This is a genomic window from Planctomycetota bacterium (assembly GCA_016125255.1).
GTDB lineage: Bacteria > Planctomycetota > Phycisphaerae > Phycisphaerales > Zrk34 > RI-421.
In genome coordinates, this window is record WGMD01000022.1 from 17,536 (window position 1) to 44,149 (window position 26,614).

Below are 26,614 nucleotides of genomic sequence, written 5' to 3' on the forward strand. Positions count from 1 at the left end.
GCGGCGATGCCCCGTCGCAAAACGAGGCATCGCCGCCGCTGTGATTCATCAAGCCAGATCGAACCGGTCCAGGTTCATCACCTTGTCCCACGCCTTGACGAAGTCGTGCACGAACTTCTTCCTGGCATCCGAACTGCCGTACACCTCCGCCAGCGCCCGCAGCACCGAGTTGGACCCGAAGACCAGATCGACGCGCGTCCCGGTCCACCTGAGCTTGCCCGTCGCGCGATCCTTGCCCTCGAAGACTTCCGCGTCTTTGGATGTGGGCTTCCATTCGGTGCCCATGTCCAGCAGGTTCACGAAGAAATCGTTGGTCAGCGACTCGGGTCGTGTGGTGAACACGCCGTGCGACGACCCGTCAGCGTTCGTCTTGAGCACGCGCATGCCGCCGATGAGTACGGTCATCTGGGGCGCGGTCAGCGTCAGAAGCTGCGCCTTGTCGATGAGCAGCGACTCGGCCGACACGCTGTATTTGCCCTTGAGATAGTTGCGGAAACCGTCAGCGATGGGCTCCAGCGGCTCGAACGAATCGGCGTCCGTCTGTTCCGCTGTCGCGTCCATGCGGCCCGGCGCGAACGGCACCGTGACTTCGACTCCGGCGTTCTTGGCCGCCTTCTCAACGCCCGCGCAACCGGCCAGCACGATCAGATCGGCCAACGACACCTTCTTGCCGCCCGCCGCCGCGCCGTTGAACTCGCCGGCGATGGCTTCGAGCTTCTTGAGCACCTTCGCAAGCTGCGCCGGCTGATTGACCGGCCAGTCCTTTTGCGGGGCGAGACGGATGCGGGCGCCATTGGCGCCGCCTCGCTTGTCCGACCCGCGGAACGTCGAAGCCGACGCCCACGCCGTCGAAACCAGCTCCGATACGCTCAGCCCCGATGCGAGAACCTTCGCCTTCAGCGCCGCGATGTCGGCGGCGTCGATGAGCTTGTGGTTCACCTTCGGAATCGGGTCCTGCCAGATGAGTTCCTCCGCCGGCACTTCCGGCCCGAGGTAACGAACGCGCGGCCCCATGTCACGATGCGTCAGCTTGAACCACGCCCGGGCGAACGCATCGGCAAGCTGCTCGGGATGTTCGAGGAACCGGCGCGAAATCTTCTCGTACGCCGGGTCGAAGCGCAGGGCCAAATCGGTGGTGAGCATGGTCGGGCGGCGCTTCTTCGATGGGTCATGCGCATCGGGCACGGTTTCCTCCGCATCGCGCGCGACCCACTGATGCGCCCCGCCGGGGCTCTTGGTAAGCTGCCATTCGTACCCGAACAGGTTCTCGAAGAAGTTGTTGCTCCACTTGGTCGGCGTGGTGGTCCAGGTGACTTCGAGTCCGCTGGTGATCGTATCGCCGCCGCGGCCGGAGCCGAAGCTGTTGCGCCAGCCGAGTCCCTGCTCTTCGAGTCCCGCCGCTTCGGGTTCGTGCGCGACGTGTGTCGCCGGCGCGGCGCCGTGCGTCTTGCCGAACGAGTGTCCGCCGGCGATGAGCGCGACGGTTTCCTCATCGTTCATCGCCATGCGCGCGAATGTCACGCGGATGTCGTACGCCGCCGCCAGCGGATCGGGATTGCCGTCGGGCCCTTCGGGGTTGACGTAGATGAGGCCCATCTGCACCGCCGCCAGCGGATTCTCGAGCCGGCGCGAGTGCATGTCGCCGTCGGCGTCGTCATCGGACACGAGCACGGCGGTGTTCTTCTCGACGCCTTCGGAGCCGTGGGCGTATCGCACATCGCCGCCGAGCCATGTCTTTTCGCGGCCCCAGTACACGTCCATGTCCGGTTCCCACACGTCCGCGCGTCCGCCGCCGAAACCGAACGTCTCAAAGCCCATCGTTTCAAGGGCGACGTTGCCCGCGAGGATCATCAGGTCGGCCCACGAAATCTTCTGGCCGTACTTCTGCTTGAGGGGCCAGAGCAGGCGTCGCGCCTTGTCGAGACTGACGTTGTCGGGCCAACTGTTGAGCGGGGCGAAGCGCTGCTGTCCGCGTCCGCCGCCGCCGCGCCCGTCGGCGGTGCGGTACGTGCCGGCCGAGTGCCAGGCCATGCGGATGAACAGCGGGCCGTAGTGCCCGAAGTCGGCGGGCCACCAGTCCTGCGAATCGGTCATCAGCGCCGCAAGGTCCTTCTTGAGCGCGGCGAAATCGAGACTGTTGAACGCGGCCTTGTAGTCAAAGTCGCAGTCCATCGGATCGGACTTGCACGAATGCTGGTTCAGCAGATCAAGCCGCAGTTGATTGGGCCACCAGTCGCGATTGGTCGTGCCGCCGCCGGCGGACTGATGAAAGGGGCATTTGCTTTGGGTCGACATGGATGAGTCCTTTCTTGACGGAGAGTGAAAGCCCGGATCCTCTTTCGTTTGATCCCTGGCAACAACGCCGGGCGATTTCCCGCACATAGTGTAACGGGTTCGTGCGACGCGCACCAAGACATGCGGGTAATCCCTGCGCGTAAAAAAGCTCAGGGATGGCCATCCCTGAGCTTTCGTGTGTCGGGGATAGTCCGTTTAGGCGCGCGAGAGGTAGGAGCCGTCTTCGGTTTTGACGCGGATGGTCTGGCCCACTTCGATGAACTGGGGGACGCGGGTCTTGAGTCCGGTTTCGAGCGTGGCTTCCTTGAGCTGGTTCGTGGCGGTCGAGCCCTTGGGCTGCGGGCTGGTCTCGGTCACGACGAGATCGACGACCTGGGGCAGATCGACGGTGATGGGGCGCTCTTCGTAGACGAGGACGGTGACGTTGGTATTGGGCTTGAGATACTTCATGGCGTCGCCGAGCATCTCGTCCTGAATGGCGAGCTGGTCGAACGTCTCGTTGTCCATGAAGACGTGGCCGGTGTTGTCGGTGTAGAGGTACTGCATCTCGCGCTTGTCCAGGTCGGTCTGCTCGATTTCCTCGCCGGAGCGGAGTCGGCGTTCGAGCGTCAGACCGGTCAGCACATTGCGCAGCTTCACGTTCACGAACGCGCGGAGGTTGCCGGGCGTGACGTGGGTGAATTGGGTGATGATGAAGAGGTTGCCGTCGATCTTGACAGCCATCCCGGGGCGTAAATCGGTCGATTTCACAGTCGATGCTCCATATCCGACGAAAAAGGGAATTCGCAGATTATTGGCGGATGGATGGGCAAAGACAAGTGACGCCGAATCAGCGGGTCGGATCGGTGGACGCCGTCGCCGATGGGATCACTTCTTGGACTCGGGCTTGATCTCCCTGCGGTCAAACTCGCTGTACCCCGGCTTGTACGCCTTGCCGTCGAGCATGCGCAGGTCCGCTCCCGTCACGACGACGATCCCGTAGTCGGCGACGACGCCCAGACACTTGGGCGACGGCTCCCACGAGTAATAGCTCGATAGTTCATTCATGCTCCCCGACCAGTCGACGCGCGTATTGGACCCGATCGCGCCGAAGATCGAAACCTTGTCCCCGTCGATCTTCACACGGGCGAAGACCTCGACGGGCGATTTCATCGGCAGCATCGACCGCCGCACCGTCGTGACATTGTCGTCGTACATGCGCCCGTTCACGCGCGCGAGCCCGCTGGCTTCGCCCTTGAGCCCCTGCACGACGAACGTCACCACCTTGTTGGGCCCGATCGGCAGATTGATCCCGATCTCCGCCGCCCCGCCGTTGCGGACCAGCCGCACGCGCACCTCGTAGCTCCCGTCGGGCAGAATCGGGATGTCCAGCCGGGCGTCGGACGTCGCGTCGCAGGCGTACATGCCGTTCTTGGCCTCCCAGTGACCGCGCGCGGCGTGGCTATTGAGATTGACCAGCGCCAACGCATCGATCCAGTCCCCGCCCAGCTTCGTCTTTGTCGCCTGTCGCGTCTCAGCAAGCCGGCTCTCGATCGAAGCCATCTCGTCGGCGACCTTCTTCTGCGCGAGCGTCACCCGTGTGCGGTCCAGATCCGTCCCCTCATGTTTCTCCAGGTACATCGTGTAATACACGTTGGCGTGCGTGAGCATCGCGCTCTTGGGGTCGTCGGCGGCGACGCCGTCGGCAAGCTGCGTGTACCAGTCGGCAAGCTGAAGCAGTTCCTCCGGCTTGAGCTGATCAGCCGGGCGACCGGCGAGGCCGACGTTCGTCTTGAGCGTTTGGTCCTGGGCGGTGAAGGTGTACTTGCGCGCTTCCTCGGGGCGGTCCAGGTCCACGATGTACGCCAGAAGCAACTGGCTCGCCGCGTCGGCGTCCTGCGGGTTGGCCTGAAGCTTCTGCTTGTAGAGCTTGATCTTCTTGAACGTCGCCTCCATCGCCGTCGCCCGCGCCACGCGCGGCACGATCTCCGCCTTGGGGTCCACGCCCACGCCGCGCGCGATCCCCATCGCCCGCCGGTACGTCGTCAGCGCCGCCGTGTTGTCATCGGCGTCCGCCTGCGCGTCGCCGTACGAAATGAGCGACTGAAGATAGGTCTGTCCCGTCTGCTGCTTCTTGTCCGGCGGAGCGCCGTTGTACTGCTTGAGCCGCACGTCCACCAGCTTGCCCATCAGCGCCATCGACTGGTCCGGCGACGCATTGATCATCATCCCCAGCGCCGTCGCCGCCGTCTCGTACCCCGACGCATCGACCAGCGCCAGTTCGTACGCATTCTGCGTGAGCAGCGTCGCCAGTTCCGGGTTGGACGACGACGTTCTGGCGGCATCGAGCAGGCGCGCCGCCAACTGCACGTCATCCGACGGATCAGGCGTCTGCCTGGCCTGCGCCTTTTCCTTGCCGTAGAGCGAATCGAACACCTTCGCCACGTCTTCGCCCGCCGCGTGCACGCTCAGCGTCGCCAACAGCACCATGACCACGGCCGCGCCCTTGCTCATCAGCGCCATATCGCATCACCCTGGAAAGGAGGTTTCGCCATACGCGGGCATTCTATCCCAAAAGACGCATCGCCGCCGACGCCGTTCGATGAAATTGGCGCCATCCGCCGGTGATTCTCGGAAAAATATTGATGCTGCGGCGAATCGCCGGATCACTCGCCTTCAAGCCGCCGTTCGAGCTGCACGCCGATGTCGTGAATGCGGGGGTCATTGCTCTTGAGCAGGCGCAGGACCAGCGAGTTTTTCTGCGAAGGCGTCATGCGTTTCCACCCGCGCATGATGCGTTCCATCTGATCGTCCCTGGAGTCGCCCTTGTTGTCGCCATTGGCCGGAGCGGCGCCGGGGGCGGTCTTGTCGCCGGGGGTGACCAGCGAGACAAGCTCGCCGTCGAGCATGCGGATCGAGACGGCTTCGTAGATCACGCCCGAATTGAGCGCCGCCAGCGCGACCGCGCCGGGCGTGCGCCGCAGGCGCCATTTGTGATACACATCGAGCTTATTGATCGGCCCGCTCCATTCGACGAACGGCTTCTGATCGATCATCGACGACACCCGCGCCTTGTCGCCCTCGGTTTCGACGCGGATCACCGCCGTGTGCGATGCGCCCAGCGACAGCGGATTGCCGTTCGTGCGCGTCGGATTGTTCGCATCGGTCACGATCGCGCCGTCGATCATCGACAGTCCGTGATAGAGCTTCTCGTCCTCGGCGTAATAGGCGTAGAGCATCACCGCCGTCGAACGCACCGGCAGGTAGATCATCGCCGCGTCGCCGGGCGTGTCGGTGAGCGTGAACTTGACGGTCAGTTCATAATTGCCGTGCGGCTCGACCGGCAGGCGGATCATCACCGCGTCCGCCGGATCATGCGTCAATCCGTTCGTCGAAAGCGACCACGTGCCGCGCATCGCATCGCGACGCACATCCGTCATCGCCAGAAGATTCACCGACGCTCCGTACGCCCCCGTCTGCGGGCGGTCGATGTCCGGCAGCGCCGCCACCACCTTCGCCAGGTCCTCCTTGACGCGCTTCTGCGTCAACTCCGCCTTCGCCCGGCTCAGATCCTCATCCGTGTGCGATGCCAGATAAAGGTCGTAGTACGCCATCGCCCGCGCCAGCATCGCCGCCTTCGCCCGGTCCGAATGCGCCTCGGTCGAAAGAAGCCGGTACCACTCGGCCATGTCGAAGCGTTCCTGATCCGCCAGCGACGTCGGATCGCTCGTGGCGAGCTTGACGTTGCGCGGCCAGTCCGTGCCGTCGACGAGGAAGGTGTACTTGCGCGCCTCTTCGGGGTTGTTCTCCTCCACGACATACAGCTTGAGCAATTCCGTCGCCGCCGCCTGGTCGGTCTTGTCGGCGGCGAGGCGGGTGCGGGCCGTCTGAATCTGTTTGGCGATCAACTGTCCCGCCAGCACGCGGTCCATCCGCGTCTTGATCAGGTCGCGGGCGGCGGACTTGACCGCCGTGGCGATCCCCGTCGCACGCCGCAGCGGCAGCATCGCATTGTCGAAATCATACTTGTCGTATGAGGCGTCGGACTGCTCGATGAGCGTCTTGATGAGCTTTTCGCCGGCCGCGGTGCGCTGGTCGGCCGGCGCCTGCGTGAAATCCTTCTGACGCAGATCGACGAGGCGCGTCAGATAGTCGACGCGCTGATCGGGAAACTGCTTCATCCCGTAGCGCAGCGCTTCCTCCGCCACGGAATACCCGCTGCGATGTTTGCTCGCGAGCATGACCGTGCGGTCGATGAGCACCTTGAGCAGATCGCTGCGATCCTGCGTCGCGCTGGTCGTCTCCAGCAGCACGCCCGCCAAGTCGATGTCATCCTGATAGTCGCTCGTCGCCTGCACGCGCGACACGTCTTCGCCGAACAGCGAATCGAAAGTCTTTTCCGCCTCGGTCGGGTCAGCCATCGCCGTCCCGCCCATCAAGGCGACCAGCAGCACCGTGACAACCGGCAGACCCTCAAGCAGACGTTTGACCATCCGAGCGCTCCATCGACGTGCGGATCAAACGGGCGACGCGTGCAGCATTGTACCCACGCGGTCCGCCGCTGTCCCGCACCCGCCGATAGAACGTGCAACCCCCGCCGCCGATTGCCTCACGCCGTTCACTGCCGCAGGCCGATGCCCTTGTTGAGCATCCAGAGGGCGAGCATGAACAGCCCGACCGTGAAAAGGACGATCATGCCGTAGGCCGTCACGATGTTGATGTCGATGTATTGGGCGTCGAGGTGGTCCTTGAGAATGCCGTAGCGGAAAGCGTTGACCATGTAGACGATCGGATTGAACCGCGACACCGTTCGCCAGAACGGCGGCAGCAGGTTGATCGAGTAGAACACCCCGCCGAGGTAGGTCAGCGGCGTAAGCACGAACGTCGGAATGATCGCCACATCGTCGAACTTCCGCGCCAGTAGCGCATTGATGAATCCGCCGATCGAAAACAGCGTCGCGGTCGCCAGCGCGACGGTCACGGTGATGAAGACGCTGTGAATCACCAGTTCGCGCACGAAGCACAGACTCACCAGCGCCACCGCGAACCCGACGATCATCGCCCGCGCCACGCCCCCCGCGACGTACCCGAGCAGGATGACGCTGTTGTGCATCGGGGCGACCATCATCTCCTCGACGTTCCGCTGAAACTTGGAGCCGAAGAAACTCGACACGACGTTCGAGTACGAGTTGTTGATGACGCTCATCATGACCAGCCCAGGCACGATGAATTCCATGTACGGCACGTTGCCCATCGTCCCGACGCGCGAGCCGATGATCTTGCCGAAGATGATGAAGTAGAGCGTCGTCGTGATGACCGGCGGAATAATCGTCTGCGGCCAGATGCGCAGCACGCGGACGATCTCCTTGATGAGAATCGTCTCGAACGCCACCCAGTTGATCTTGAGCCGGTCCGCTCTAAACATTGTTCTTCTCCACCATGCGGACGAAAAGCTCCTCGAGCCGGTTGGCCTTGTTGCGCATCGAAAGGACGCTGACGCCCTGCGCGCTGAGCCGGGCGAACACGTCGTTGAGCGCCTGCTCCTTCGACACGTCGATCTCCAGCGTGTGCGGATCGGTCAGCCGGTACGGATACCCGTTAAGATCGAGGTTCGCCGGGGCGGTGTGAGCGAGGTCGAAGATGAACGTCTCGACATGCAGCTTGGCGAGCAGGGATTTTTTGTCCGTGTTCTCCACGATGACGCCGCGGTCGATGATGGCGATCTGCCGGCACAAACTCTCCGCTTCCTCGAGGTAGTGCGTCGTGAGGATCACCGCCGTCCCGTTGCGATTGACTTCCTGCATCAGCGCCCAGGTCGATCGGCGCAGCTCGATGTCCACGCCCGCCGTCGGCTCGTCGAGGATCATCAGCTTCGGCTCATGCACCATCGCCCGCGCGATCATCAGCCGCCGCTTCATCCCGCCGGACAGTTGCCGCGCCGAGTCGTGGCGCTTGTCCCAAAGCCCCATCTTCTTCAGGTAATGCTCCGCCCGCTGTCGCGCCAGTTTCCGGGGCAGGCCGTAGTATCCCGCCTGCTGCTGCACGATCTGCCCGACCTTCTCGAACATGTTGAAGTTGAATTCCTGCGGGACGACGCCGATGAGTTGCTTGACGCCCGCCGGATCGCGGTCCAGGTCGATGCCGAACACTTCGACGGTCCCGCCGGTTTTATTGATGAGCGAGGTGACGATGCCGATCGTCGTGCTCTTGCCCGCGCCATTAGGCCCCAGCAGCCCGAAGAATTCGCCGGCGCGCACATCCAGATCGACACCCTTGAGCGCTTCCACGCCGTTGCGATAGGTCTTGCGAAGATCGCGAATCGTCAGAGCATTCATGAGGCAGCGATTATAGCGGGGCGAACAAGCGACGAACCACCAAGACACCAAGAGCACCTAGGAATGCAACAGGATAAAGTCGATCATATTGAGTTGAACAAGTAATGTTCGAACCGATACAGGCGACCCCTCGCTTGCCTTCACATCGCTTCTGATGTCTTCCTTCGTGTCCTTGGTGTCTTGGTGGTTCTTTCATTGGGCCATCCCGTATACTTTCACCATGCGAACCATGTTGCGACTTACGATGCTCGTCCTCGCGCTGGCGTTACCCGCCTGTGCGACAAATTCCAGAATCGGCGCCGCCGCCACCGTGCACCCGCTCGCCACGCAGGCGGCGCTCAACGCCATGGCCCGAGGCGGCAACGCCGTCGACGGCGCCGTCGCCGCCGCCCTGACCCTCGCCGTCGTCGATTCGCACAACAGCGGGCTCGGCGGCGGTTGCCTCATCCTCATCCGCACCGCCAGCGGCCAGTTCATCGCCATCGACGGCCGCGAAACCGCCCCCGCCGCCGCGGCGCGCGATATGTACGTCCACAACGGCAAGGTCGACACCGAGGAATCGAAAACCGGCCCGCGCGCCAGCGGCGTCCCCGGCGAACTCGCCGCCCTCGCGCTCGCCCAGAAGGATTACGGCAAACTGACCCTCGCCGACGTCGCCAACCCCGCCGCACAAATCGCCGACCGCGGCGTGCCCGTTTCGCATGTCATGGCCGATCGCCTCGCCGGCGTCGCCGAGGTGCTGCATCAAAACGAAGCCGCCGCAGCCGTGTTCTTCCATCCCGACGGCTCCCCGCTCCGCGAAGGCGACACGCTCAAACAACTCGACCTCGCCAATACGCTTCGCACGATCGCCCGCGACGGCCCCGATGGGTTCTACCTCGGCGACTTCGCCCGGCGATGCGATACATGGATGAAGGAACACAACGGCACGCTGACCTTCGCCGATCTGGCCAACTATCGCCCCAAACTCCGCACCCCTGTCATCAGCACCTACCGCGGGCTCACCATCGTCGGCTTCCCCCCGCCCAGCAGCGGCGGCATGCACGTCGCACAAATCCTCAACATCCTCGAAAATTTCGACCTCGCTTCGATGGACCCCGGCACGCGGGCGCATGTCATGGTCGAAGCCATGAAACGCGCCTTCGCCGACCGCGCCTACTGGCTCGGCGACTCCGACTTCGTCAAAGTCCCCCGCGGCCTCATCGACAAAACCTACGCCCGACAACTCGCCGACTCCATCAACCTCGATCACGCCACCGCCGTCTTGACGCATGGCGATCCCCCCCCCGCCGGCGACGATCTTTTCCGCGGCGGGCATACCACGCACCTGTCCGTCGCCGACGATCAAGGCAACTGGGTCGCCATCACCTGCACCATCAATACCTCCTTCGGCTCGAAGGTCATGATCCCCGGCACCGGCGTCGTCATGAACAACGAAATGGATGACTTCTCCATCCAGCCCGGCGTCCCCAACGCCTTCGGCCTCGTCGGCGCTGAAGCCAACGCCATCGCCCCCGGCAAACGACCCTTGTCGAGCATGAGCCCCACCATCGTCCTGCAAAAAGGCCAGCCCATCCTCGCCTGCGGCGCCGCCGGCGGACCGACCATCATCACGCAAGTCGTCCAGATGATCGTCAACCGTTACGACCTGAACATGTCATTGCACGACGCCATCGCCGCCCCGCGATTGCATGAACAATGGCGCCCCGACGAAGTCGTCGTCGAAAAAGCCATGCCCGCCGAAGTGATCGATGCCCTCCGCCAGCGCGGGCACACCGTCCGCACGCGCGACCACCTGGGCATCTCCCAAGCCGTCGGCCTCGGACATGACGCCGTCCACGACCCCCGCGCCGACTGACCGTCCTTCGACACAGATGACCTGCCCTGCGCAACTGAACCTATTCGTCTTGCAATAGCTTCAGCAAATTGGAATGAGGAGTTTCGCGGAACGACACCAGCGCTTCCAACTCCAGCTTTCGGTTCCCGCTGAGCAGCCGAGCGCAGTTTGGCCCGACGGACGCCGCGAAGTCGGGCCAGACTTCGCGCACCAGCAGCATGGCCCGCTGCTCTTCATCTGAAAATGGAATCGTGATCCGCTCGGTAACGTCGACGCCCAAAGCCGACACGACACGATCGGAGATGCCCAGGAAGCGGATCGTCAGATGCTCCCGCAACCAGGTGAACACCAGCAGATCAAACGGATCGCAATCGCCCAGAAAAAAGATCGGGTGATCGCGAGCCGCCGTAATGATCGGCTCAATGTCTTCCTCGCGCGGCAAGCCGTAACGGCAGATCAAACCGATCGGAAGCTCGTGATCTTCCGATGCAAGCAGTTGATTTGCCGCATGACCTTTCGTGGCATAGACGACCGCGCACGCGGGATCGGGCGGGAAGACAATGCAATAGGGCGCTCCCGACGGCATGTCCGTCAATTCGCCGCCATCGACTTGAGCGATGCATTGCCGAAGTTGTCGAGAGTTCGTCATAAAATGCCGTCCAATGATGCAGTCGGGTATGTCCGGGCCCGCCCGGACACGATTGACGATCCCGCAGCCATCATAGGCCGGGCCGCGGATTCGCGATGGGCATTTCACTCGCCGCGTGCGCATTCACGGCTTTCGTAATCGGGCGGGCCCGGACCTGCGTCGCTGAGGGGATCAATTGCAGCGCGGGTCCGCGTTCGCATCGTAATTGCGGAACACGTACACCAGATACATCGGCTCTTTCAAACCCTCCGGGACGCGCCAGCTCACGATATCCCCATACGGCAGTTCGCCCGGCCCGACCCGTTCGACCGACACGTTGTCCCGGCTCTCGCGAACGGGATTGTAAAACGTCAGCCCCGCGTAGTGCGCCTCCACCTTCGCAAAGTCGCCGTCATAGGTGCGCAACTGACCCGCGAAATAGTCGCAGTGATTGCCATTGCCGTAGAGAAGCCCCACCCGCGACCGCACATCGACCGCCCGCGTCCCGGGCGCGTGGTCAAGCCCGACCACCCCATGCTCAAACTGCCGGCACCGCCACGAATTGCCCACCGCATCCCGCACAAACGGCAACGCCCCCGCGCCGATGAGCAGAACGAGAAGCACGATGCCGATCCTGAGAATTCGCTTTTTCATGGAGGCAATCCCACCAGTCGCCGCTCCGCGTCTCACCAATGACCATTCGTTGAGATCAGCAATGCGGTTCCGCCCTCATTCGAGAGCCACTGATACCCCGTCAATCCATTGACGAACGGGCCAAGGAGACCTTCCAAATTGTCCCATGTCTCCGAACGCAATTCCCAGAAGTGCCGTCTACCTTCCGATGTGAGACCGACATCCCGACGACCGACGACGAATGACAACGCGAAGCCACCCATCGGAGACGCATCGCAATCGGCGGCGAGGTCCAGTTGCTTGCACTGCCCATCCGCGAGACGGCGGACGCCCGCTCGAAGCGCTTCCGCCTCGGCGGGTGTGAAGTCGTAGAGCCGAACCAGCGGACAATCCGGCGAGCCATCGGTGAGCAATTCGACCTTCATGGTTGCTGATTCCTCACCTGTCGAGGCCGACTAGTGCATGTAGGGCGGGATTCATCCCGCCTTCCGGAATGGCAGGATGAATCCTGCCCTACAAAATGCGCGCTATCCGCCGCGCTGGTTCGCCGTCAAAAACTGACCATCGTACACGATCGGTTCTCGTCGGAGAATCTGAGTGAAGCCGGGGCTCTGGAATGTTATCTCGCCCGTCGGCCAGTTGAGCGGGAGGCGCCAACGGAAGGACGTTCCACCCGATGCATGCGTCAGCGGATCACGATAGATTCCGTCGATGGAGAACGGCGTCACCCCGGCCGCGACGGGCTCAGCGTAGTCGATCATGATGCGGAGGCCGAACACTTCATGAAACGTCAACGTCGCCGGCGCGACGCGAAATCGGAATCTCCGGTCATCTTGCCCAAGCCACTCCATGATGAAGTCGATATCGAATTCAAGGTCGGCTGTCCCGCGCTCATCGTCGACCGCCCCCATGCGAAACCCGTGGACATGGCAATCGTGCCAGGACAGATCATCGAAGTCGGCGGTCGTCCAAGATTGTGACACAGGTACACCCGGTCCATGAAGAGGCGTGTTGGCACCGTCAATCATCATACGGAAAGTCTTCCCAGACAAATGTGTCGGTCAGGCGGCAGGCCTCTCGAATGTGGTTTGGCGCGTGTGCGAGGAACAGGCCGATTCCGTCGCGGATGTCCTGATCGGTGAATTGATCCGGACGGAGCAGCAGGGCCACGATGAATGCCGCGTCGCCGTTCCAATCGGTCATGTGCATAGCCAAGCGCTGCGCCGTGACGCGATCGAATCTGTCTGACAATGCCGTCGCAATACGCTCACGTGCCGCTGTAGGAAGCGTGTTGCCGCATAGTTGACGCAAACGATCTTCTCCGAAAGCAGCAAACACTGATTGCACCTTTGCGTCGAGTTGATTGAAATTGTCAGCAGACATTGATCGAGTCACCCCTTTTGTTGTCGCGGATGGCTACGCACTACTGCGTTTGCCACTGGCCGGTCGCTGACGAATACCTGAACACTGACATTGAACCATAGATCGGCATGTCATAGCGCGAAAGCTCAAATCCCTCTGCGGTTCGGTCGTATTGCCAATCCGTGATCTTTATCTGTGAATCACGCCGGCGGGTTTGCTCCGTGATGGCGTCGAGCGAACCGGGATATTCATGGTGCGCTGTTTTGTAGTCGGCAAGTTCCTGAATGATGACATCGCCTTCGCGCATCATCCGCTCCACAAATCGCTGCTCCGCCCAGGAGCCGCCGAGGGCGTAGAGGATCGTCATCAGGACGAAGACGCCCACGCCCCACTTCACCGCTTGATCCAGCCCGCGAAAGACGCTCGGCGAAATGCTGTACGGCATGATCGGAATCCTTCGGTCAAACCGGTTCGTCAGTTGCGTAGGGCGGGATTCATCCCGCCTTCCGAAGTGGCAGGATAAATCCTGCCCTACGCCCGCGCGTTCGATGTCGCCAGGCGCGGGCGGGGAGGATGGTGAAGAGGAGGGCGGGGTACCAGACGGACAGGGCGAAGGTCCAGAGGGTGGCGCCGGTCCAGCGGAAATAGCGGTAGTAAATGCCGGCGAAGGGGCCGATGTGGAATCGGCGTTTGATGGGTGGAGATGTGTTTCCCTGATCATCGCTCACGGAGATGATGCTGCCGCGATAGGGGCCGTAGGCGGCGTCGTTGAAGAAGACGAGGGATGTGCCCAAGCCGTCGCCCCATAGGGTGAGGTGGCATTGGTTGGTGAGCGAAAGGCGTTGTTCCCACGGATCGATCCACATGCCGGCGATCGGCAGCGCGAGCGTCACGGCCAGGAGCCCGGCAGAAAGCCAGGTCGCGAAGATCAAGAGCCGGTGTGCCATGCGTGGGGACGCCTTGATCCAGTCGTCGGCTGTCGGGGCGCAGGTCGGGATGGGGTCGCTGCGTGACAACATTGTATCTTGCGCGTCGGGGGAATTGATGTGCGATGCGGGCGGACGGAATGGGAGATCGCAGAGGATGGCGCACAGGCGTTTCGTTTTTCGCGCACGGGCGCGGCAAAATCGCGCATGGGGGAGGCGAGGGGCGATGTAAGTCGAGTATCGACGCGCATGGCGGCGACGCTTGTTGCCACGGGCGCGCGCATGGGCGCGCCCGTGCGCGCTTGGAACGGCGAAAAAGCGAGGATTCTGATGCGGCAATGCGGGCACCCGGGAACGGGGGAAATCGCGGCGGGTTGCCTGCGGGGTGCGATCGGGGATTTAAGGAAGTGTGACGATCAGGACGGAGCGGACCGGGGGACGGGGGCGATGTGAAGAGACATGAGGATGCACGCGGGGGGCGGCGTGGCTACACTGGTAGCGTCAGCACATGGCGGCGTAGAAGAAGAGGGTCAGGAAGAGGATGCGTTTGTGATTGTCCAGAAGCAGCAGGGTGTACATCGCGGTTCATCTCCTCGTGGCGGTCGCCACGGAAGGAGGAATAGCGATGGGCATGCCGAACGGTGAGGCGAACTTTTGGCGAGGCGTCCAAGGTCATGCAATTGCGAGCATTAACGATTTTCTGCGTGTTCGGGGCGGTGCGGCGTCGGTTCCACATGATGTTGCGTCGACGCGACATGGGCCTGACGGCGGTGTTGCTCTGGGGCATCATGTTGATTTGCGTCGACGGGGTTTTCGCCGATGCGCGGCCGCTCGATGAGGCGATGGCGCGGCAGGCGTATCAGGTGGCGGAGAACTGGGTGCGTCGGGCGCGCGTGCCGGAGTCGACGCTGGAGATTGAGGCGGGCGACGTGATCGGGGTGCATGTGACGCTGCGCATCGACGGCCCGACGCGCGGACAGGGCATGGCGCTCGTGGCCGATCCGCTCAATCCGCCGGAGAGCATCAATGTGCTGGCCCTGCTTCGCAATGCGGTCAATGATGCGCTCAAGGATCTGGTGAGCACGCTGGAGAGGCCGATCGATGATCTGGCTCCGGCGGCGGCGGCGGCGGAACTGGACATCCAATTCGCCCATCGCCTTTCGCCCGTTCGCATCGCGCGGCTGGACGAATTGCCGTCGAAACTGGCGATCAATCTCGACGGGCTGGCCATGCATGCGGGCGGCGCCTGGGCGTGGACCTTCCCGGGCAATCGCATCGCGGCGAACACGAACATGCAGGGCCAGCTCAATCGGCTATTGAGCGATGTGAAGCTGCCGCTGACGAAGCTGCGTGAGATTGCTCAGCCGGGCGGGCCGGAGCTGTATCGATTCAGTGTGATTCACCTGGCGCAGATGCAGCCGGGCGCGGAGCCCAATGCGCTATATCGCGGGAATCTGCTCTGGCCGGCGGTCCCGCTGGATGATGCGGCGTTGAAGCTTCTGACCGAGCAGCTTGCGGATAATCTGCTTCGCCGTGCGCGTGACAACGGCCAGTTCGCCGGCACCTATGAACCGACCGCCGATGCGTACAACCCCGTGACCGCCCGGGCGGCCGATGCGGCGCTGGCGGCGTTCGCCCTGTCGCGCGTCGCCAAGTTGCCGATGCTCGACGAAGACCGCCGCCGCCGCGCCACCGACGTCGCCAACGCCGCCGTCATCGAATTGACCGGCGAGGAGCATGACCTGCCCGACACCGCCTTGACCCTGCTCGCCCTGCTCGAAACGCCCGGCGCTTCGCAGTTCAAAGGGCCTCGTCTGCGTCTCGCCACGACGCTCGGCCGCATGCAGACGCCCGACGGCCGCTTCAACTTCACCGACGAAGCCGGGGCGCATGTCGCATCGCTCTCCGCCGACGCACTCGCCACCGCCGCCCTCGTCGCTTATTACGACCGCACCCGCGATCCGCAGATACTCGCGCAGATCAAACTCGCGCTGGCCGCGCTCTGGAAGCAGGCCGACGGCGATGATGACAAGTTCGCCTCGACGCTGCCGTGGCTCGCCTACGCCGAGATGGACCTGGCCCGGCTCGATCAGGCGTCGGCCCATCTGCCCAAGCTGCACGACGCTTGCGAGCGACTCCTCAAGCAGCAGGTCAAGCCCTGGACCGGCCCCATTGACGAGGCCGCCCCCGCCGACACCGTCGGCGGCTTCACCATCGCCACCGGCATCACCAACGAACCCAACTGGCAATCCGCCCGCGCCCTGGCCGCACTCGCCATCGGACTCCGCGACCCGCGCGTCGTTCCCGACGCCGACCGCCCCCGCTGGCTCGTCGATGCTGGCCTCGCCAGCCGCTTCATCACCCAACTCACCATGCAGACCCCAAGCTGCTACTACACCCGCAACCGCACCGAAGCCCTCGGCGGCACGCGACTGGCCCTCTGGGACAACCGCGAGCCCCTCTACGCCACCGCCATGTCCCTTCTGGCCGTCACCGAGCTCGAACACACGCTGACCAAACCGTAATGCCGCTCCATGCATATGCTCCATCACATTTCGCTCGGCGTCACTGACCTGAAGCGGTCGGCGGCGTTTTACGATGCGGCGCTTTCGGCGCTGGGGTATGAGCGTGTCTGGGCGGATGACACAGCGATCGGATACGGACCGCCGGGCGGCGGCGACAGATTGGCGATCAAACTGCGCCCGGAAGCGACGCCGGCGGGACCGGGGTTTCATGTGGCGTTTGCGGCGCCGACGCCCGAGGCCGTCGCGGCATTTCACGCCGCGGCGATTGAGCACGGCGGGCGTGACAATGGCGCGCCCGGTTTCCGTCCGCACTACGGACCGAACTACTTCGCGGCATTCGTCGTCGATCCCGATGGTCACCCCATCGAGGCAGTCGTCGACGAATCACTCATGTAACGAATCGCACCATGGTCCGTCTTCGTCTTACTCCGGCCGAATGACTTTGATCGTCGCGCCGATGGCTTCGTCGTCGGTTTTGTGCATCTGGAGCGTCATCGAGGTGTAGTGCTTGAGGACGCCTTGCAAAACGGTGATGCCGCGGACGATTTTGGCGATGCGGTTGCTGGGTTCGACGTGCGTGGCTTCGGCCATGATCTCCGGGTGCATCTGGCGGCCGCGGTCGATCCAGGTCTGAATGTGCGCCGCGAGTCTCGGAGCGCGGAGGAAGCCCGTTACGATCGGCGCGTCCACATCTTCAAGGCCCATCGCCTTGAAATCATCCTGCATCACGAGCGACTTGCCCGGGTCGGCCGCCGCGTCGAGCATCGCTTTAAACATCGTCTCGTGCGACGTGATCACGTACCACTCCCCGACGCGGCCGTACGCCAGCTTGATCGTGCCCGCGAGGCCCGGCCGATTGAAATGCTGCGACAGCGACTTGCCGATGTCCGCCACGGAATACGGCTTGCCGTTGTGCGAAGCCATGCTCATCGCGATCGGGTCCACCTTCCACTCAAGCGTCGCGAGATTCGCGAACAAGAGCGCGCTGTTGACGAGTTTGTCGAGGTCGGTGGTGACGGTCGCATCGCGCATGTGGATCGCAATGCCGACGACCGGGGCGCTGAAGCCGGGGCTTGGGTCCATTTCCTGCGCCGTCGCCTCGCCGAGGAACAGCACCACGGGCGCCTGAAGCTTGGGCATGATGTCCTTGACATAGGTCTTGGGCGCGAGCACGCGATCGACAAGTTCGGTGAAGCGGATGTCCGGCTCGGTGTCGTAGCCGTTGATGGTCATGGCGGCGATCGTTCGCTCCGGCAGCGGACCGAATTCCGTCGCTCGGGCGGTCGAAAGCTTGCTCAAACCTTCAGCGAAATTCGGCGAGTGACCGGCGTAAGTCAGCGTCAGATTGCGATGCTCACGCTGCGCGGCTACGGCGTGCACCTCGTCCTGATCCGGATTGCGGAGGAACGCCACGGCCTGCCGATTCTGCGGCAATTTGCCGATCCACGTCTTGAACTGCTCATCGTCGGCCAGCGACTTGCCCTTGCCGACATTGGCGAGCATGTCCTTGATGAATACTTCATTGCGCGGCTCGCCCATCGCCATCCATTCATCCGCGAACGCGAAGCCCGCCGCCCCGTCGCCTGTCACATAAAGATCGAAGTTTCCCGCTTTACCCGCCGGCTGAAGCATCAGCCGATCGATCGCGACGGCGGCGTCGGCCTTGTCGACCTTCGAGAGCACCACGCCCGGCGCGCCGCCGTACGTGCCTTTGACCACCAGCGCGAGCACCTTGCCGAAGTACTTGTCGACAATCTGCGGCCCGGTCATCTGCATCATCGCCTGCACATCGCTCCACGCCTGCGGCTCGCGATTGGGCGGAAGCTGCGTCTGAAGATATTGCCCCAAGGGATCATTCGCCCAGTCGGCGCGAAGGGCTGCCAGATCATTGATCTCTACAAAAATGCTCGCATCGGCCGGCGCGAGTTTGGCGGCTTCCTGCGCGAAGCCGGTCGATGCCAGCGTCAATGCAAGCGTGAGGGTCAGTGTGATTCGATGAAGTAGCGTCGGCATGTTCAACCTCGGGGATGGTCATTGGCCGGTTTGCCCGGCTCGTTAATGTAGTTGGCGTCGAGCAGGTCGGCGATCTGATTCCAGTCCACCGCCGCTTCGACATCCGCCAGCCGCCAGCGCTGCGAGCGGTCGATCTGACTGCTCAGGTCACGCACCAGCGTGCCAACGGGGTTGGGCTTGACCTGCGGCGAAACCGGGGCCGGCGGCGCGATCGCCACGGATGCACCGATCTGCGGAGGCGATGCCGAATTGGAGAAGGTGATCCATACGGTCATCGCCAGCGCGATCGCCGCCGCGAAGGCGAGCCACGGCGTGAGCCGCGCGATGACCGGGTCGGCGGCGTGCGCGGTCCATGCATGCACGATGCGCTGCGTGAACGCCGCATCGCCGGCCGGCTCTTCGTCGCATGAAAGCATGGCAAGGTACTGCGACTCGCGCCGCCACTTGTCCGCACACGCCGGGCACTCGGCCAGGTGCGCGTCGAACGCGCGGGCCTGCTCGACGCCAAGCGTGGCGTCGCGCCGTTCGTCCCAACAGGTTTCGATGTTCGTGCAGGTGAGTTTCATGGCTGGGGCACCTCGTTTTGTGCGATGAGCAATTTGCGCATGGCGGCGCGGCCGCGGTGCAGGTGGCTCTTGACCGTGCCGACGGGCAGGCCCATGACCTGCGCCACTTCCTGCACGCTCAGTTCCTGCTGATGAAAGAGCACGACGGCCTGACGCTGCGCTTCGCTGAGCGTCGAAAGCGCCTTGCCAAGCTGAGCGCGGAGGCGGCGCTGCTCATCGCCCTTCTGGGCGGCGTCGCCGGGCTGCGGGCCCTCGCATCGGTGGTAGGAAAAGTCATCCGTGGCGATCATGCGTCTATCCCGCTGAGCGCGGTTGATGGTCAGTCGACGGGCGATGGTCAGCAGCCATGTCCGCATCGGATATTTCGGGTCGTAGCGATCGACGTAACGAAGCAGGCGGACGAAGGTATCCTGCGCCAAGTCATCGGCCAGATCGTCGCGGCCGGTCAGGCGACGCAGGAACTTGCGGACCATCGCCTGATAGCGCTCGATGAGCTGACCGGCGGCGGACGGATCCCCCGCCGCGGCCCGACGGGCCAAATCCGCATCATCCGGCTCGACGCACGCCGCAGCCGCCGGCGCCGGCCTGCCGCCGGAACTCGTCCTCATCGCCGCACTGCCGGGGGCTGCATCCATCGTCATCGGCCTGTTCACACCTTTCCCTACCACCGTATCGGCATTCGGTTGCGACCGGCAAACGAAATAGCCGGGCCGCTACGCGGCCCCGGCACCCCGCTTCCACCAATTGTAGAACACGCCCCGACTACTGCCCCGGCGCCGCCGGCAGGGTTGACTCGCCCTTGTCCGGCTCGATGTTGCCGATCTGATACCGCTCAATGTAAGCCACGTCCGTCACCGGCACCTTGACCTCGAACGCGTGCAGTTCATTGGGCGCGAGCATCGGCGTCTGGTAACGCCAATGTCCGATGATCCGGCCGAGTTTGTCGGCGATGCGGATCTCGAACGTGTATCGCCATGCGACGGACGAACGGTTCTGCCATGTGCCGCGCATCATGATGTGCTTGTGATCGATGTCGGGATAACGCTCCAGCAGCACTTCGCCGATTTCCGGGTCGATGTAGATCGACTCGTTGGGCAGGTTGTTGCGGATCACCGCGATCTTGTAATCGACGTCCCACCGCGGCGCCGCCGGATCGACCGCCACGGCCGGCGGGGGCGCGCTGATGATCTTCTGCTGCTCGACGCGCGTCGTGTCGCGCATCGCCGCCCGCGCCGCCTCCAGCTTCTTGCGCTCCACCGCGATCTGCTTGCGCTCCTCCTCCCACTGCTGCCGCTGCTGCTTCCATTCCGCAATCTGCTTCGGCGCATCCGGCTCACTCAAAAACGCCCGGACCTCCTCAAGTTCGTGCTGCGCCTTCTGCAGTTCAAGCTGCGTGCGGGCCAGCTCCTGTCGCATCGCCGCAAGTTCGCTGCGCATGGCCGTCAGCGCATCGGTTTCGTCCTCGCCGTGCGCTGTCATCGGCAGCGCAATCAGCATGACAAGACCCATGACCCGACCGACCGATGAGATGCGTTTGGCGAGCGGCATCAGCGACCTCCACAATTGCCGGGACCGACACTCTGAGTATAGGGACGCTCAACCGCCCGATGCGTTCCCACGGGGCCGCGCGGACAATGTAAAATCCTCCTCATGTTTGAAACGATTTTATGGCGATCGACCCCATGATTGATCCGTGCATCATCGCCCTGGACCTGGGCACGAGCGGCTGTAAAGCCCTCGCGCTGTCGCGCACCGGCCGCATCATGGGCAAGACCTACCGCGCGATCACCACTTCGCGCCCCGCCGCCGATCGCTTCGAACAGGCGGCCGACGAAGTCTGGCGCGCCGCCGCCGCGGCGCTGCGTGAACTGACCGCCGGGGTACCGGTCGACCGAATCGCCGGCGTGGCGATGAGCGGTGCGATGCACACGCTGATGCCCATCGGTGACGACGATCAGCCGCTCGCCCCCGCTTCGACATGGGCCGACCAGCGCGGCGGGGAAATGCTCGACACGCTCCGTCGCGAAGCGGACTTCGATGCGCTTTATGCCCGCACCGGTTGTCCGCTGCTCCCGTTGTATCATCCGCCGCGATTGCGATGGTGGGCGAAGTTCGAGCCGCGCGTGTTTGAACGGGCGGCGCGCTTTGTCGGGTTGACGGACTTCGTCGTGCATCGGCTGACTGGCACATGGGCGATGAACACCAGTCTCGCCGCCGCGACGGGGTTGCTCGATGTGCGGAGCGCGACATGGCACGGGCCCTCGCTCAAACTCGCCGGATTCGATGCAAGCCGACTGCCTCCGCTGGTGGACGCCCGCGCGGTTGTCGGTCGTGTCACGCATGCGGCGGCGAGCGCCACCGGTCTGCCGCCGGGTTTGCCGGTCGCGGCGGGCGCGAGCGATGGGGCGCTGGCGAATCTGGGCGCGGGCGGCGATGACGGTTCGATCGTCATGACGATCGGCACCAGCGCCGCCGTGCGACGCCTCGCCGACGCTCCCCGCTTCGATCCGCAGCGGCGGACCTGGTGCTACCTGCTGCACGAAGGCCGCTACCTCAACGGGTGCGCCCTCAACAACGGGGGCATGGCGCTGACCACGATCGCCGACCGGTATTTCGATGACCTGCCCCAGCTTTTTTCCGCCGCCGCCGGCGTCGCGCCGGGCGCGGATGGCGCGATCGTCGTGCCGTTTTTCACACCCGAACGCGGCGTGCCGTTTTCACCGATGATCCAACCGCATGCCCCCGAAGGTTTCGACCGCGCCCACATCGCCCGCGCCGCCGTCGAAGGCCTCGCCATGTCCCTCGCCATCGCGGTCAGAACGCTCGCCCCGCAGCGACCCGTTGACGCGCCCCTGCGTCTGACCGGCGGCGTGACGAAATCGCCGCTCATGGCGCAGATTCTCGCCGATGTACTCGGCTCGCCGCTCCAGCTTGTCGACGCCGCCGATGCCTCCGCCATCGGCGCGGCGATCATCGGGCACATGGCGCTCAAACACATTGTTCGCCCCGCCGAAGTTCCATTGCTGGACGCCACCGGCGCGTTCGTCGAACCCGACCCGGCGACGCGCGGAGTTTATGAGGCGCGGCTGGCGCAATTCCGCGAACTTTGCGGCATGTGATCAAGCCAAGCTGTGGCACAGCGCCGTGACGCGGCGCTGCTTGACTTGCGGGGGTCAGGTTTTGGGTTTGGCCAGAGCGCGTGTGGCGCCGGTGGAGATGCCGCCGTCGATGAGGAGGGTTTGGCCGGTGATGTAGGCGCTGGCGTCGGACGCGAGGAACACGATGGCCCCGTCCAGGTCATCGGGTTTGCCCGGGCGTTTGAGCGGGATGCGGTCACACAGGTAATCGACCCATTCCTGATTTTCGTACATGACCTTGTTCTGTTCCGTGCGGAACCAGCCGGGGGCGAGACAGTTGACGGTCACGCCGAATTTGCCCCAGTCGTCGGCGAGACTCATGGTCAGTTGCTTCGTCCCGCCCCGACTCGCGCAGTACGGGCCGAGGCCGGCGTAGCCGAACACGCTCGTGACGGACCCGATGTTGATGATGCGCCCGTAGCGCCGCTCGATCATGCCTCGGGCGATGGCCTGAGCGACGAAGAACGTGCCGCGCAGGTTCGTGTCGATGACGAGATTCCAGTCGTCCCATGTGATGTCCAGCGCGGGCTTGCGCACATTGCACCCGGCGTTGTTGACGAGGATGTCGATCCGGCCGTATGCCGCCCCGGCTTGGCGCGACATGTTCTCGATGCTCGCCTTGTCGCGCACGTCAAGCTCGATCGGCACGGCCTTGCGGCCCATCGCGGCGATCTCGTTGACGAACGGATCGAGCGACGCCGCATCGCGCGCCGTGACGATCAGGTCCGCCCCCGCCCGCGCCAGCGCCCGGCCGAAGTATTGCCCCAATCCCCGACTCGCGCCGGTGACCAGCGCAATGCGTCCCGTCAGATCGCAAAAATTGTGGCTCACGTTGATTCTCGATGGATCAAGGTTGGAGAATAACTTTCATCAGCCCCGGTTCGTGGGCGTACAGGCGGTCGAACCAGCTCGGGCCCTCTTCGAGCGGAGCGACGGCGGTGATCATGCTCGACACGTCGATCGCGCCGCGGGCGAGCAGGTCGATGCACGCCGGGTACTCGCCGCTCGATGCACATGTACCCGACAGCCGCAGCTCGCGCGTCACCACCTGTTGCAACGGCAGCTCGACGTTCGGCGAAACATTGCCGACGAGCGTCAGAGCGCCGCCCTTGTGCAGGGCCGCGATGGCCGTCTTGATCGTGGCCGTCGCGCCGACGACTTCAAACGCCACGTCGGCGACATCGACCGGCGGCGTCTGTGTTTTGGCGTTGACCACTTCGTCCGCACCGAGCTGTTTAGCGAGCTTGAGGCGATCATCGTCGAGGTCGATGGCGATGATGCGCCCGCAGCCGGCGAGTCGGGCGGCCTGTATGACGAGCAGGCCGATCATGCCGCTGCCGACGACGACGGCCGTGTCGCCGAGCTTGATCGGCGTGCGGTTGACCGCATGCACCGCGACGCTGACCGCCTCGATCATCGCGGCCTTCTCGAAGCTCAGTTCATCGGGCAGGCGGTAGACGATATGGCGCGGCACGGCGACGAACTCGGCGAACGCGCCGTGCTGACGATAGTCGCCGCAACTCACGCCCAGCACCCGTCGATTGTCGCAGAGATTCACATCGCCCCGCCGGCAGTAGCGGCACTTGCCGCAGTAGACGGTCGAATCGAATGTGACGCGATCGCCAGGTTTGAATTCGCTGACCTGCGAGCCGACGGCTTCGATGACGCCGGCCGCCTCGTGCCCCATCACCAGCGGGGGAATCCGCCGTCCGGTCGAGCCGTCGTACCCATGAATGTCCGACCCGCAGATGCCGCAGGCACGCACGCGCACCAGCACATCCTCCTCGCCGATGACCGGCACGGGCATGTCGGTGAGCGACAGCCGACGATATTCACTGAGCAGCATCGCTTTCATGGTTCACCCATTCATCAAAAACCCATGCCGCATGTCCGCAGGCGCACGCGCAGGAGGTACATGTCGGCGGTGATGAAGAGTGTATGCCCGTCCTCGCCGAAACAGCAATTGCCGGTGGCCTGACCCGTGAGAATCGTGCCCAGGTGCTTGCCTTCGGGGCTGAGAATCAGCACGCCGCCGGGGCCTGTCGCGAACAGGTTGCCCTTCTTGTCGACCTTCATCCCGTCGGGCAATCCCTTGCGGCTCGACGTCATGCCCGTCACATCCAACAGCACGCGCCCGTTGCTGATCGACCCGTCGGGATTGAAGTCATACTGCATCCACAGCGCCGCCTTCGGGTCCGACTGCGCGATGTAGAGCATCTTGCCATTGGGCGAAAACGCCAGCCCATTGGGAAACGTCAGCTTGTCGGTCAGCAGCGTGACTTTGCCATCGGGCGCGATGCGGAACACGCCTGCGTAGGGCAACTCGCGGGCAGGGTCGTCGAAGCCCTTGGCAAGCCCGTAAGGCGGATCGGTGAAGTACAGCGCGCCATCGGGCCCGAACGCGGCGTCATTGGGGCTGTTGAAGCGATTGCCATCGTACTTGTCGGCGATCGTGTCGAACTTCGGGCGCGGGTAGTCGGTGCGCGGAATCATGCGTGCGAGCCGCCGGTCGCCGTGCTGACAGAGAATCAGTCGCCCGTTGGCATCGATGACCAGCCCGTTCGATCCCGACTCCTTGTCGCGCGGCACGTCGCCTGTGTAACCCGACGGCTTGAGGTACACGCTCGACCCTTCGCCTTCTTTCCATTTGAAGATCGTGTTCTCCGGCACGTCGGAGAAGATGACATACCCGCCGCGCTTGACCCACACCGGGCCCTCGGACCAGTTGTATCCCTCGGCGAGCACTTCGATCTTCGCATCGGGAGCGATGAGCGTATCGAGCGCGGGGTCGAGGCGTTCGATGGAACCGAGCGTGGGGTACACATGCGAGGAACAACCGGCGAACAGGACGACCGCGAAGATCAGAGCCGCGAGGCGGGTGACGATGTTCATGACGTTTCTTCCGGGAGTCAGACCATGGGGTAGACGAAGGCGAGAATGATGGTGACGATGCCGGACGTGAGGCCGCAGATGGCCAGCAGCGGGGTCCACGACTTGAGACTTTCCAGTTCCGTGAGCCCGCCCATCTTCGAGTAGATCCAGAATCCCGAGTCGTTCATCCACGACCCGACGAGCGAGCCGGACCCGATGGCGAGTGCGAGGTAGACGGGGTGGAAAGTGAGCGAGCCGGGCGTAATCATGGCGGCGATCATGCCGCTGGTGATGATCATGGCGGCGGTGCTGGAGCCCTGCGCGAACTTGATGAGCGAGGCAATGCCGAAGGCGAAGAGCAAGAGCGGGATACCGGCGGTGGCGGTCTTGCCGAAGGCGTGCTCGACGGCCTCGCCGAGTTGGGCGGCCTTGAGCATCGCCCCGAAAGCGCCGCCGGCGGCGGTGATGAGAATGATCACGCCGCCGGACATGAGGGCCGCCTCGATGGTGTGCGCCAATTGGTCGCGCGTCGGGCGGCGCTGGAAATAAAGCGTGGTGACGGCGATGGCGGTCGAGAACAAAAGCGCCAGATTGGGATTACCCAGTACATTGGTCCACTGAAAAAGCTGTGCGATGCCCAGTCCGCCGGCCGCCGCTTTGAGAATGGCGTTCGTCAGATCGGGGTCGCTCAGCGGCGCGTCGGGGATCGCATGCTGGGCCATGACCTTGACGATCGAGTTGGCGGTGATGAGCACGATCGGCAGGATGATCGGCAACAGCGCCACGATCAGATTCGGCTCGCGCTCCTCGGGCGTCGGCGTCGCCATCGCGTCACCCTCGGCGAGCGGGCGCATCTCGATGGGCATGACCGAATCGAGCCAGCGCCCGTAGAGCAGGCCGGCGCACATGGCGGGGAACCCGACGATCAGGCCCATCATGATCATGACGCCCAGGTCGACGCCGAGTTTGTTGGCGATGAAGAGCGGTCCGGGCGTGGGGGGCACGAGCGTATGGGTCACGCCGCCGCCGGCGACGATGGCCATGAGCACTTTGAGGTAGCTTTTGCCGGTGCGCCGGTAGGCCGAGCGGGCGAGCGGGACGAGCAGGTAGAACGCGGTGTCGAAGAACACGGGGATGGAGAGCACGAAACCACTGCCGGCGAGGGCGAAGCTGGCGCGCTTTTCACCGAGGAGCAAAAGAAATGCACGCACGATGCGATCGGCCGCCCCGCTGTCCATCATCGCTTGCCCGATGACGGCGGCGAGGGCGATGACGATGCCGATGCTCGCGGCGGTCGAACCGAAGGCGGCGGCGACGCGCTCGATCTTCGTGGCCCACTCGCCCGGCGCCATCAGACTCACGACGATCGCCGCGGTGATCAGCGCAATGAAGGCATTGACGCGGAGGGCCACGATCATGCCGATCACGATCACGACGCCGACGATGAGAATGAAAAGCGGTGATAGCCCCATGTGAGGGGCTATCGTACAGCGATGCACGAAGTTGG

Annotated in this window: 26 protein-coding genes; 5 read left to right on the plus strand and 21 right to left on the minus strand. The window is 63.9% G+C overall.

Going from position 1 to position 26,614, the window contains the following annotated elements; translation table 11 throughout:
- Positions 1 to 48 precede the first annotated feature (48 nt).
- From katG to GC162_15620, 6 genes are all read right to left on the minus strand, one after another.
- A complete protein-coding gene (katG, locus tag GC162_15595) occupies positions 49 to 2,295 on the minus strand; it encodes a catalase/peroxidase HPI (protein MBI1370063.1) in 2,247 nt (748 codons plus the stop codon).
- Between the two features lie 195 nt (positions 2,296 to 2,490).
- A complete protein-coding gene (efp, locus tag GC162_15600; protein MBI1370064.1) occupies positions 2,491 to 3,018 on the minus strand; it encodes an elongation factor P in 528 nt (175 codons plus the stop codon).
- Positions 3,019 to 3,162: 144 nt separating this feature from the next.
- A complete protein-coding gene (locus GC162_15605) occupies positions 3,163 to 4,797 on the minus strand; it encodes a hypothetical protein (GenBank protein ID MBI1370065.1) in 1,635 nt (544 codons plus the stop codon).
- Between the two features lie 143 nt (positions 4,798 to 4,940).
- The gene (locus tag GC162_15610; protein ID MBI1370066.1) at positions 4,941 to 6,767 is read right to left on the minus strand and encodes a hypothetical protein; all 1,827 of its coding nucleotides are present in this window, start codon (positions 6,765 to 6,767) and stop codon (positions 4,941 to 4,943) included.
- A 125-nt stretch (positions 6,768 to 6,892) separates the two neighbouring features.
- Entirely contained in the window at positions 6,893 to 7,699 is an 807-nt protein-coding gene (locus GC162_15615; protein ID MBI1370067.1) for an ABC transporter permease, read from the minus strand.
- Positions 7,692 to 8,609: an ATP-binding cassette domain-containing protein gene (locus GC162_15620; protein ID MBI1370068.1), complete on the minus strand. Its 918-nt coding sequence runs from the start codon at positions 8,607 to 8,609 to the stop codon at positions 7,692 to 7,694. Before GC162_15620 ends, GC162_15615 begins: the two co-directional genes overlap by 8 nt.
- A gap of 220 nt (positions 8,610 to 8,829) precedes the next feature.
- Between GC162_15620 and ggt the strand changes: the two genes are divergently transcribed.
- A complete protein-coding gene (gene ggt / locus GC162_15625) occupies positions 8,830 to 10,467 on the plus strand; it encodes a gamma-glutamyltransferase (GenBank protein ID MBI1370069.1) in 1,638 nt (545 codons plus the stop codon).
- Positions 10,468 to 10,507: 40 nt separating this feature from the next.
- On the opposite strand, the gene GC162_15630 is transcribed toward ggt, so the two are convergent.
- The 4 genes from GC162_15630 to GC162_15645 form a co-directional block, all read right to left on the minus strand.
- Positions 10,508 to 11,218 carry a hypothetical protein gene (locus GC162_15630; GenBank protein MBI1370070.1) on the minus strand — a complete coding sequence of 237 codons (711 nt, stop codon included), beginning with the start codon at positions 11,216 to 11,218 and terminating at the stop codon, positions 10,508 to 10,510.
- A 48-nt stretch (positions 11,219 to 11,266) separates the two neighbouring features.
- Complete coding sequence (locus GC162_15635) at positions 11,267 to 11,728, minus strand: hypothetical protein (protein MBI1370071.1); 462 nt, start codon at positions 11,726 to 11,728, stop codon at positions 11,267 to 11,269.
- Positions 11,729 to 11,760: 32 nt separating this feature from the next.
- On the minus strand, positions 11,761 to 12,132 hold the full coding sequence (locus GC162_15640) for a hypothetical protein (GenBank protein ID MBI1370072.1): 372 nt from the start codon (positions 12,130 to 12,132) through the stop codon (positions 11,761 to 11,763).
- 102 nt (positions 12,133 to 12,234) lie between these two features.
- A complete protein-coding gene (locus GC162_15645; protein ID MBI1370073.1) occupies positions 12,235 to 12,468 on the minus strand; it encodes a hypothetical protein in 234 nt (77 codons plus the stop codon).
- A 21-nt stretch (positions 12,469 to 12,489) separates the two neighbouring features.
- Between GC162_15645 and GC162_15650 the strand changes: the two genes are divergently transcribed.
- Positions 12,490 to 12,687, plus strand: a complete 198-nt coding sequence (locus tag GC162_15650; protein MBI1370074.1) for a hypothetical protein — start codon at positions 12,490 to 12,492, stop codon at positions 12,685 to 12,687.
- Between the two features lie 40 nt (positions 12,688 to 12,727).
- Here the strand turns inward: GC162_15650 and GC162_15655 are convergent, their stop codons facing one another.
- From GC162_15655 to GC162_15665, 3 genes are read right to left on the minus strand one after another with little or no spacing between them, the layout of a single operon-like run.
- The gene (locus GC162_15655; GenBank protein MBI1370075.1) at positions 12,728 to 13,090 is read right to left on the minus strand and encodes a hypothetical protein; all 363 of its coding nucleotides are present in this window, start codon (positions 13,088 to 13,090) and stop codon (positions 12,728 to 12,730) included.
- 40 nt (positions 13,091 to 13,130) lie between these two features.
- Entirely contained in the window at positions 13,131 to 13,514 is a 384-nt protein-coding gene (locus GC162_15660) for a hypothetical protein (GenBank protein MBI1370076.1), read from the minus strand.
- Positions 13,515 to 13,563: 49 nt separating this feature from the next.
- Positions 13,564 to 14,016 carry a hypothetical protein gene (locus GC162_15665; protein ID MBI1370077.1) on the minus strand — a complete coding sequence of 151 codons (453 nt, stop codon included), beginning with the start codon at positions 14,014 to 14,016 and terminating at the stop codon, positions 13,564 to 13,566.
- A 713-nt stretch (positions 14,017 to 14,729) separates the two neighbouring features.
- Here GC162_15665 and GC162_15670 point away from each other — a divergent pair.
- Entirely contained in the window at positions 14,730 to 16,520 is a 1,791-nt protein-coding gene (locus GC162_15670) for a hypothetical protein (protein ID MBI1370078.1), read from the plus strand.
- Between the two features lie 15 nt (positions 16,521 to 16,535).
- Complete coding sequence (locus tag GC162_15675; GenBank protein ID MBI1370079.1) at positions 16,536 to 16,916, plus strand: VOC family protein; 381 nt, start codon at positions 16,536 to 16,538, stop codon at positions 16,914 to 16,916.
- A gap of 27 nt (positions 16,917 to 16,943) precedes the next feature.
- On the opposite strand, the gene GC162_15680 is transcribed toward GC162_15675, so the two are convergent.
- The 4 genes from GC162_15680 to GC162_15695 form a co-directional block, all read right to left on the minus strand.
- Positions 16,944 to 18,533, minus strand: coding sequence for a hypothetical protein (locus tag GC162_15680; GenBank protein MBI1370080.1), 1,590 nt, complete (start codon positions 18,531 to 18,533; stop codon positions 16,944 to 16,946).
- A gap of 2 nt (positions 18,534 to 18,535) precedes the next feature.
- A complete protein-coding gene (locus GC162_15685) occupies positions 18,536 to 19,099 on the minus strand; it encodes a hypothetical protein (GenBank protein ID MBI1370081.1) in 564 nt (187 codons plus the stop codon).
- Entirely contained in the window at positions 19,096 to 19,740 is a 645-nt protein-coding gene (locus GC162_15690) for a sigma-70 family RNA polymerase sigma factor (protein MBI1370082.1), read from the minus strand. Before GC162_15690 ends, GC162_15685 begins: the two co-directional genes overlap by 4 nt.
- A 121-nt stretch (positions 19,741 to 19,861) precedes the next feature.
- Entirely contained in the window at positions 19,862 to 20,647 is a 786-nt protein-coding gene (locus GC162_15695) for a hypothetical protein (protein MBI1370083.1), read from the minus strand.
- Between the two features lie 119 nt (positions 20,648 to 20,766).
- Here GC162_15695 and GC162_15700 point away from each other — a divergent pair, with 119 nt between their 5' ends.
- Positions 20,767 to 22,218: a hypothetical protein gene (locus GC162_15700; GenBank protein ID MBI1370084.1), complete on the plus strand. Its 1,452-nt coding sequence runs from the start codon at positions 20,767 to 20,769 to the stop codon at positions 22,216 to 22,218.
- Between the two features lie 54 nt (positions 22,219 to 22,272).
- Here the strand turns inward: GC162_15700 and GC162_15705 are convergent, their stop codons facing one another.
- The 4 genes from GC162_15705 to GC162_15720 are packed head-to-tail and all read right to left on the minus strand — an operon-like array spanning position 22,273 to position 26,579.
- Positions 22,273 to 23,067 carry a glucose 1-dehydrogenase gene (locus GC162_15705; protein MBI1370085.1) on the minus strand — a complete coding sequence of 265 codons (795 nt, stop codon included), beginning with the start codon at positions 23,065 to 23,067 and terminating at the stop codon, positions 22,273 to 22,275.
- Between the two features lie 16 nt (positions 23,068 to 23,083).
- Positions 23,084 to 24,091: an alcohol dehydrogenase catalytic domain-containing protein gene (locus tag GC162_15710; GenBank protein ID MBI1370086.1), complete on the minus strand. Its 1,008-nt coding sequence runs from the start codon at positions 24,089 to 24,091 to the stop codon at positions 23,084 to 23,086.
- Positions 24,092 to 24,105: 14 nt separating this feature from the next.
- A complete protein-coding gene (locus GC162_15715) occupies positions 24,106 to 25,128 on the minus strand; it encodes an SMP-30/gluconolactonase/LRE family protein (GenBank protein MBI1370087.1) in 1,023 nt (340 codons plus the stop codon).
- A gap of 17 nt (positions 25,129 to 25,145) precedes the next feature.
- Complete coding sequence (locus GC162_15720) at positions 25,146 to 26,579, minus strand: gluconate permease (protein ID MBI1370088.1); 1,434 nt, start codon at positions 26,577 to 26,579, stop codon at positions 25,146 to 25,148.
- Positions 26,580 to 26,614: the final 35 nt, after the last annotated feature.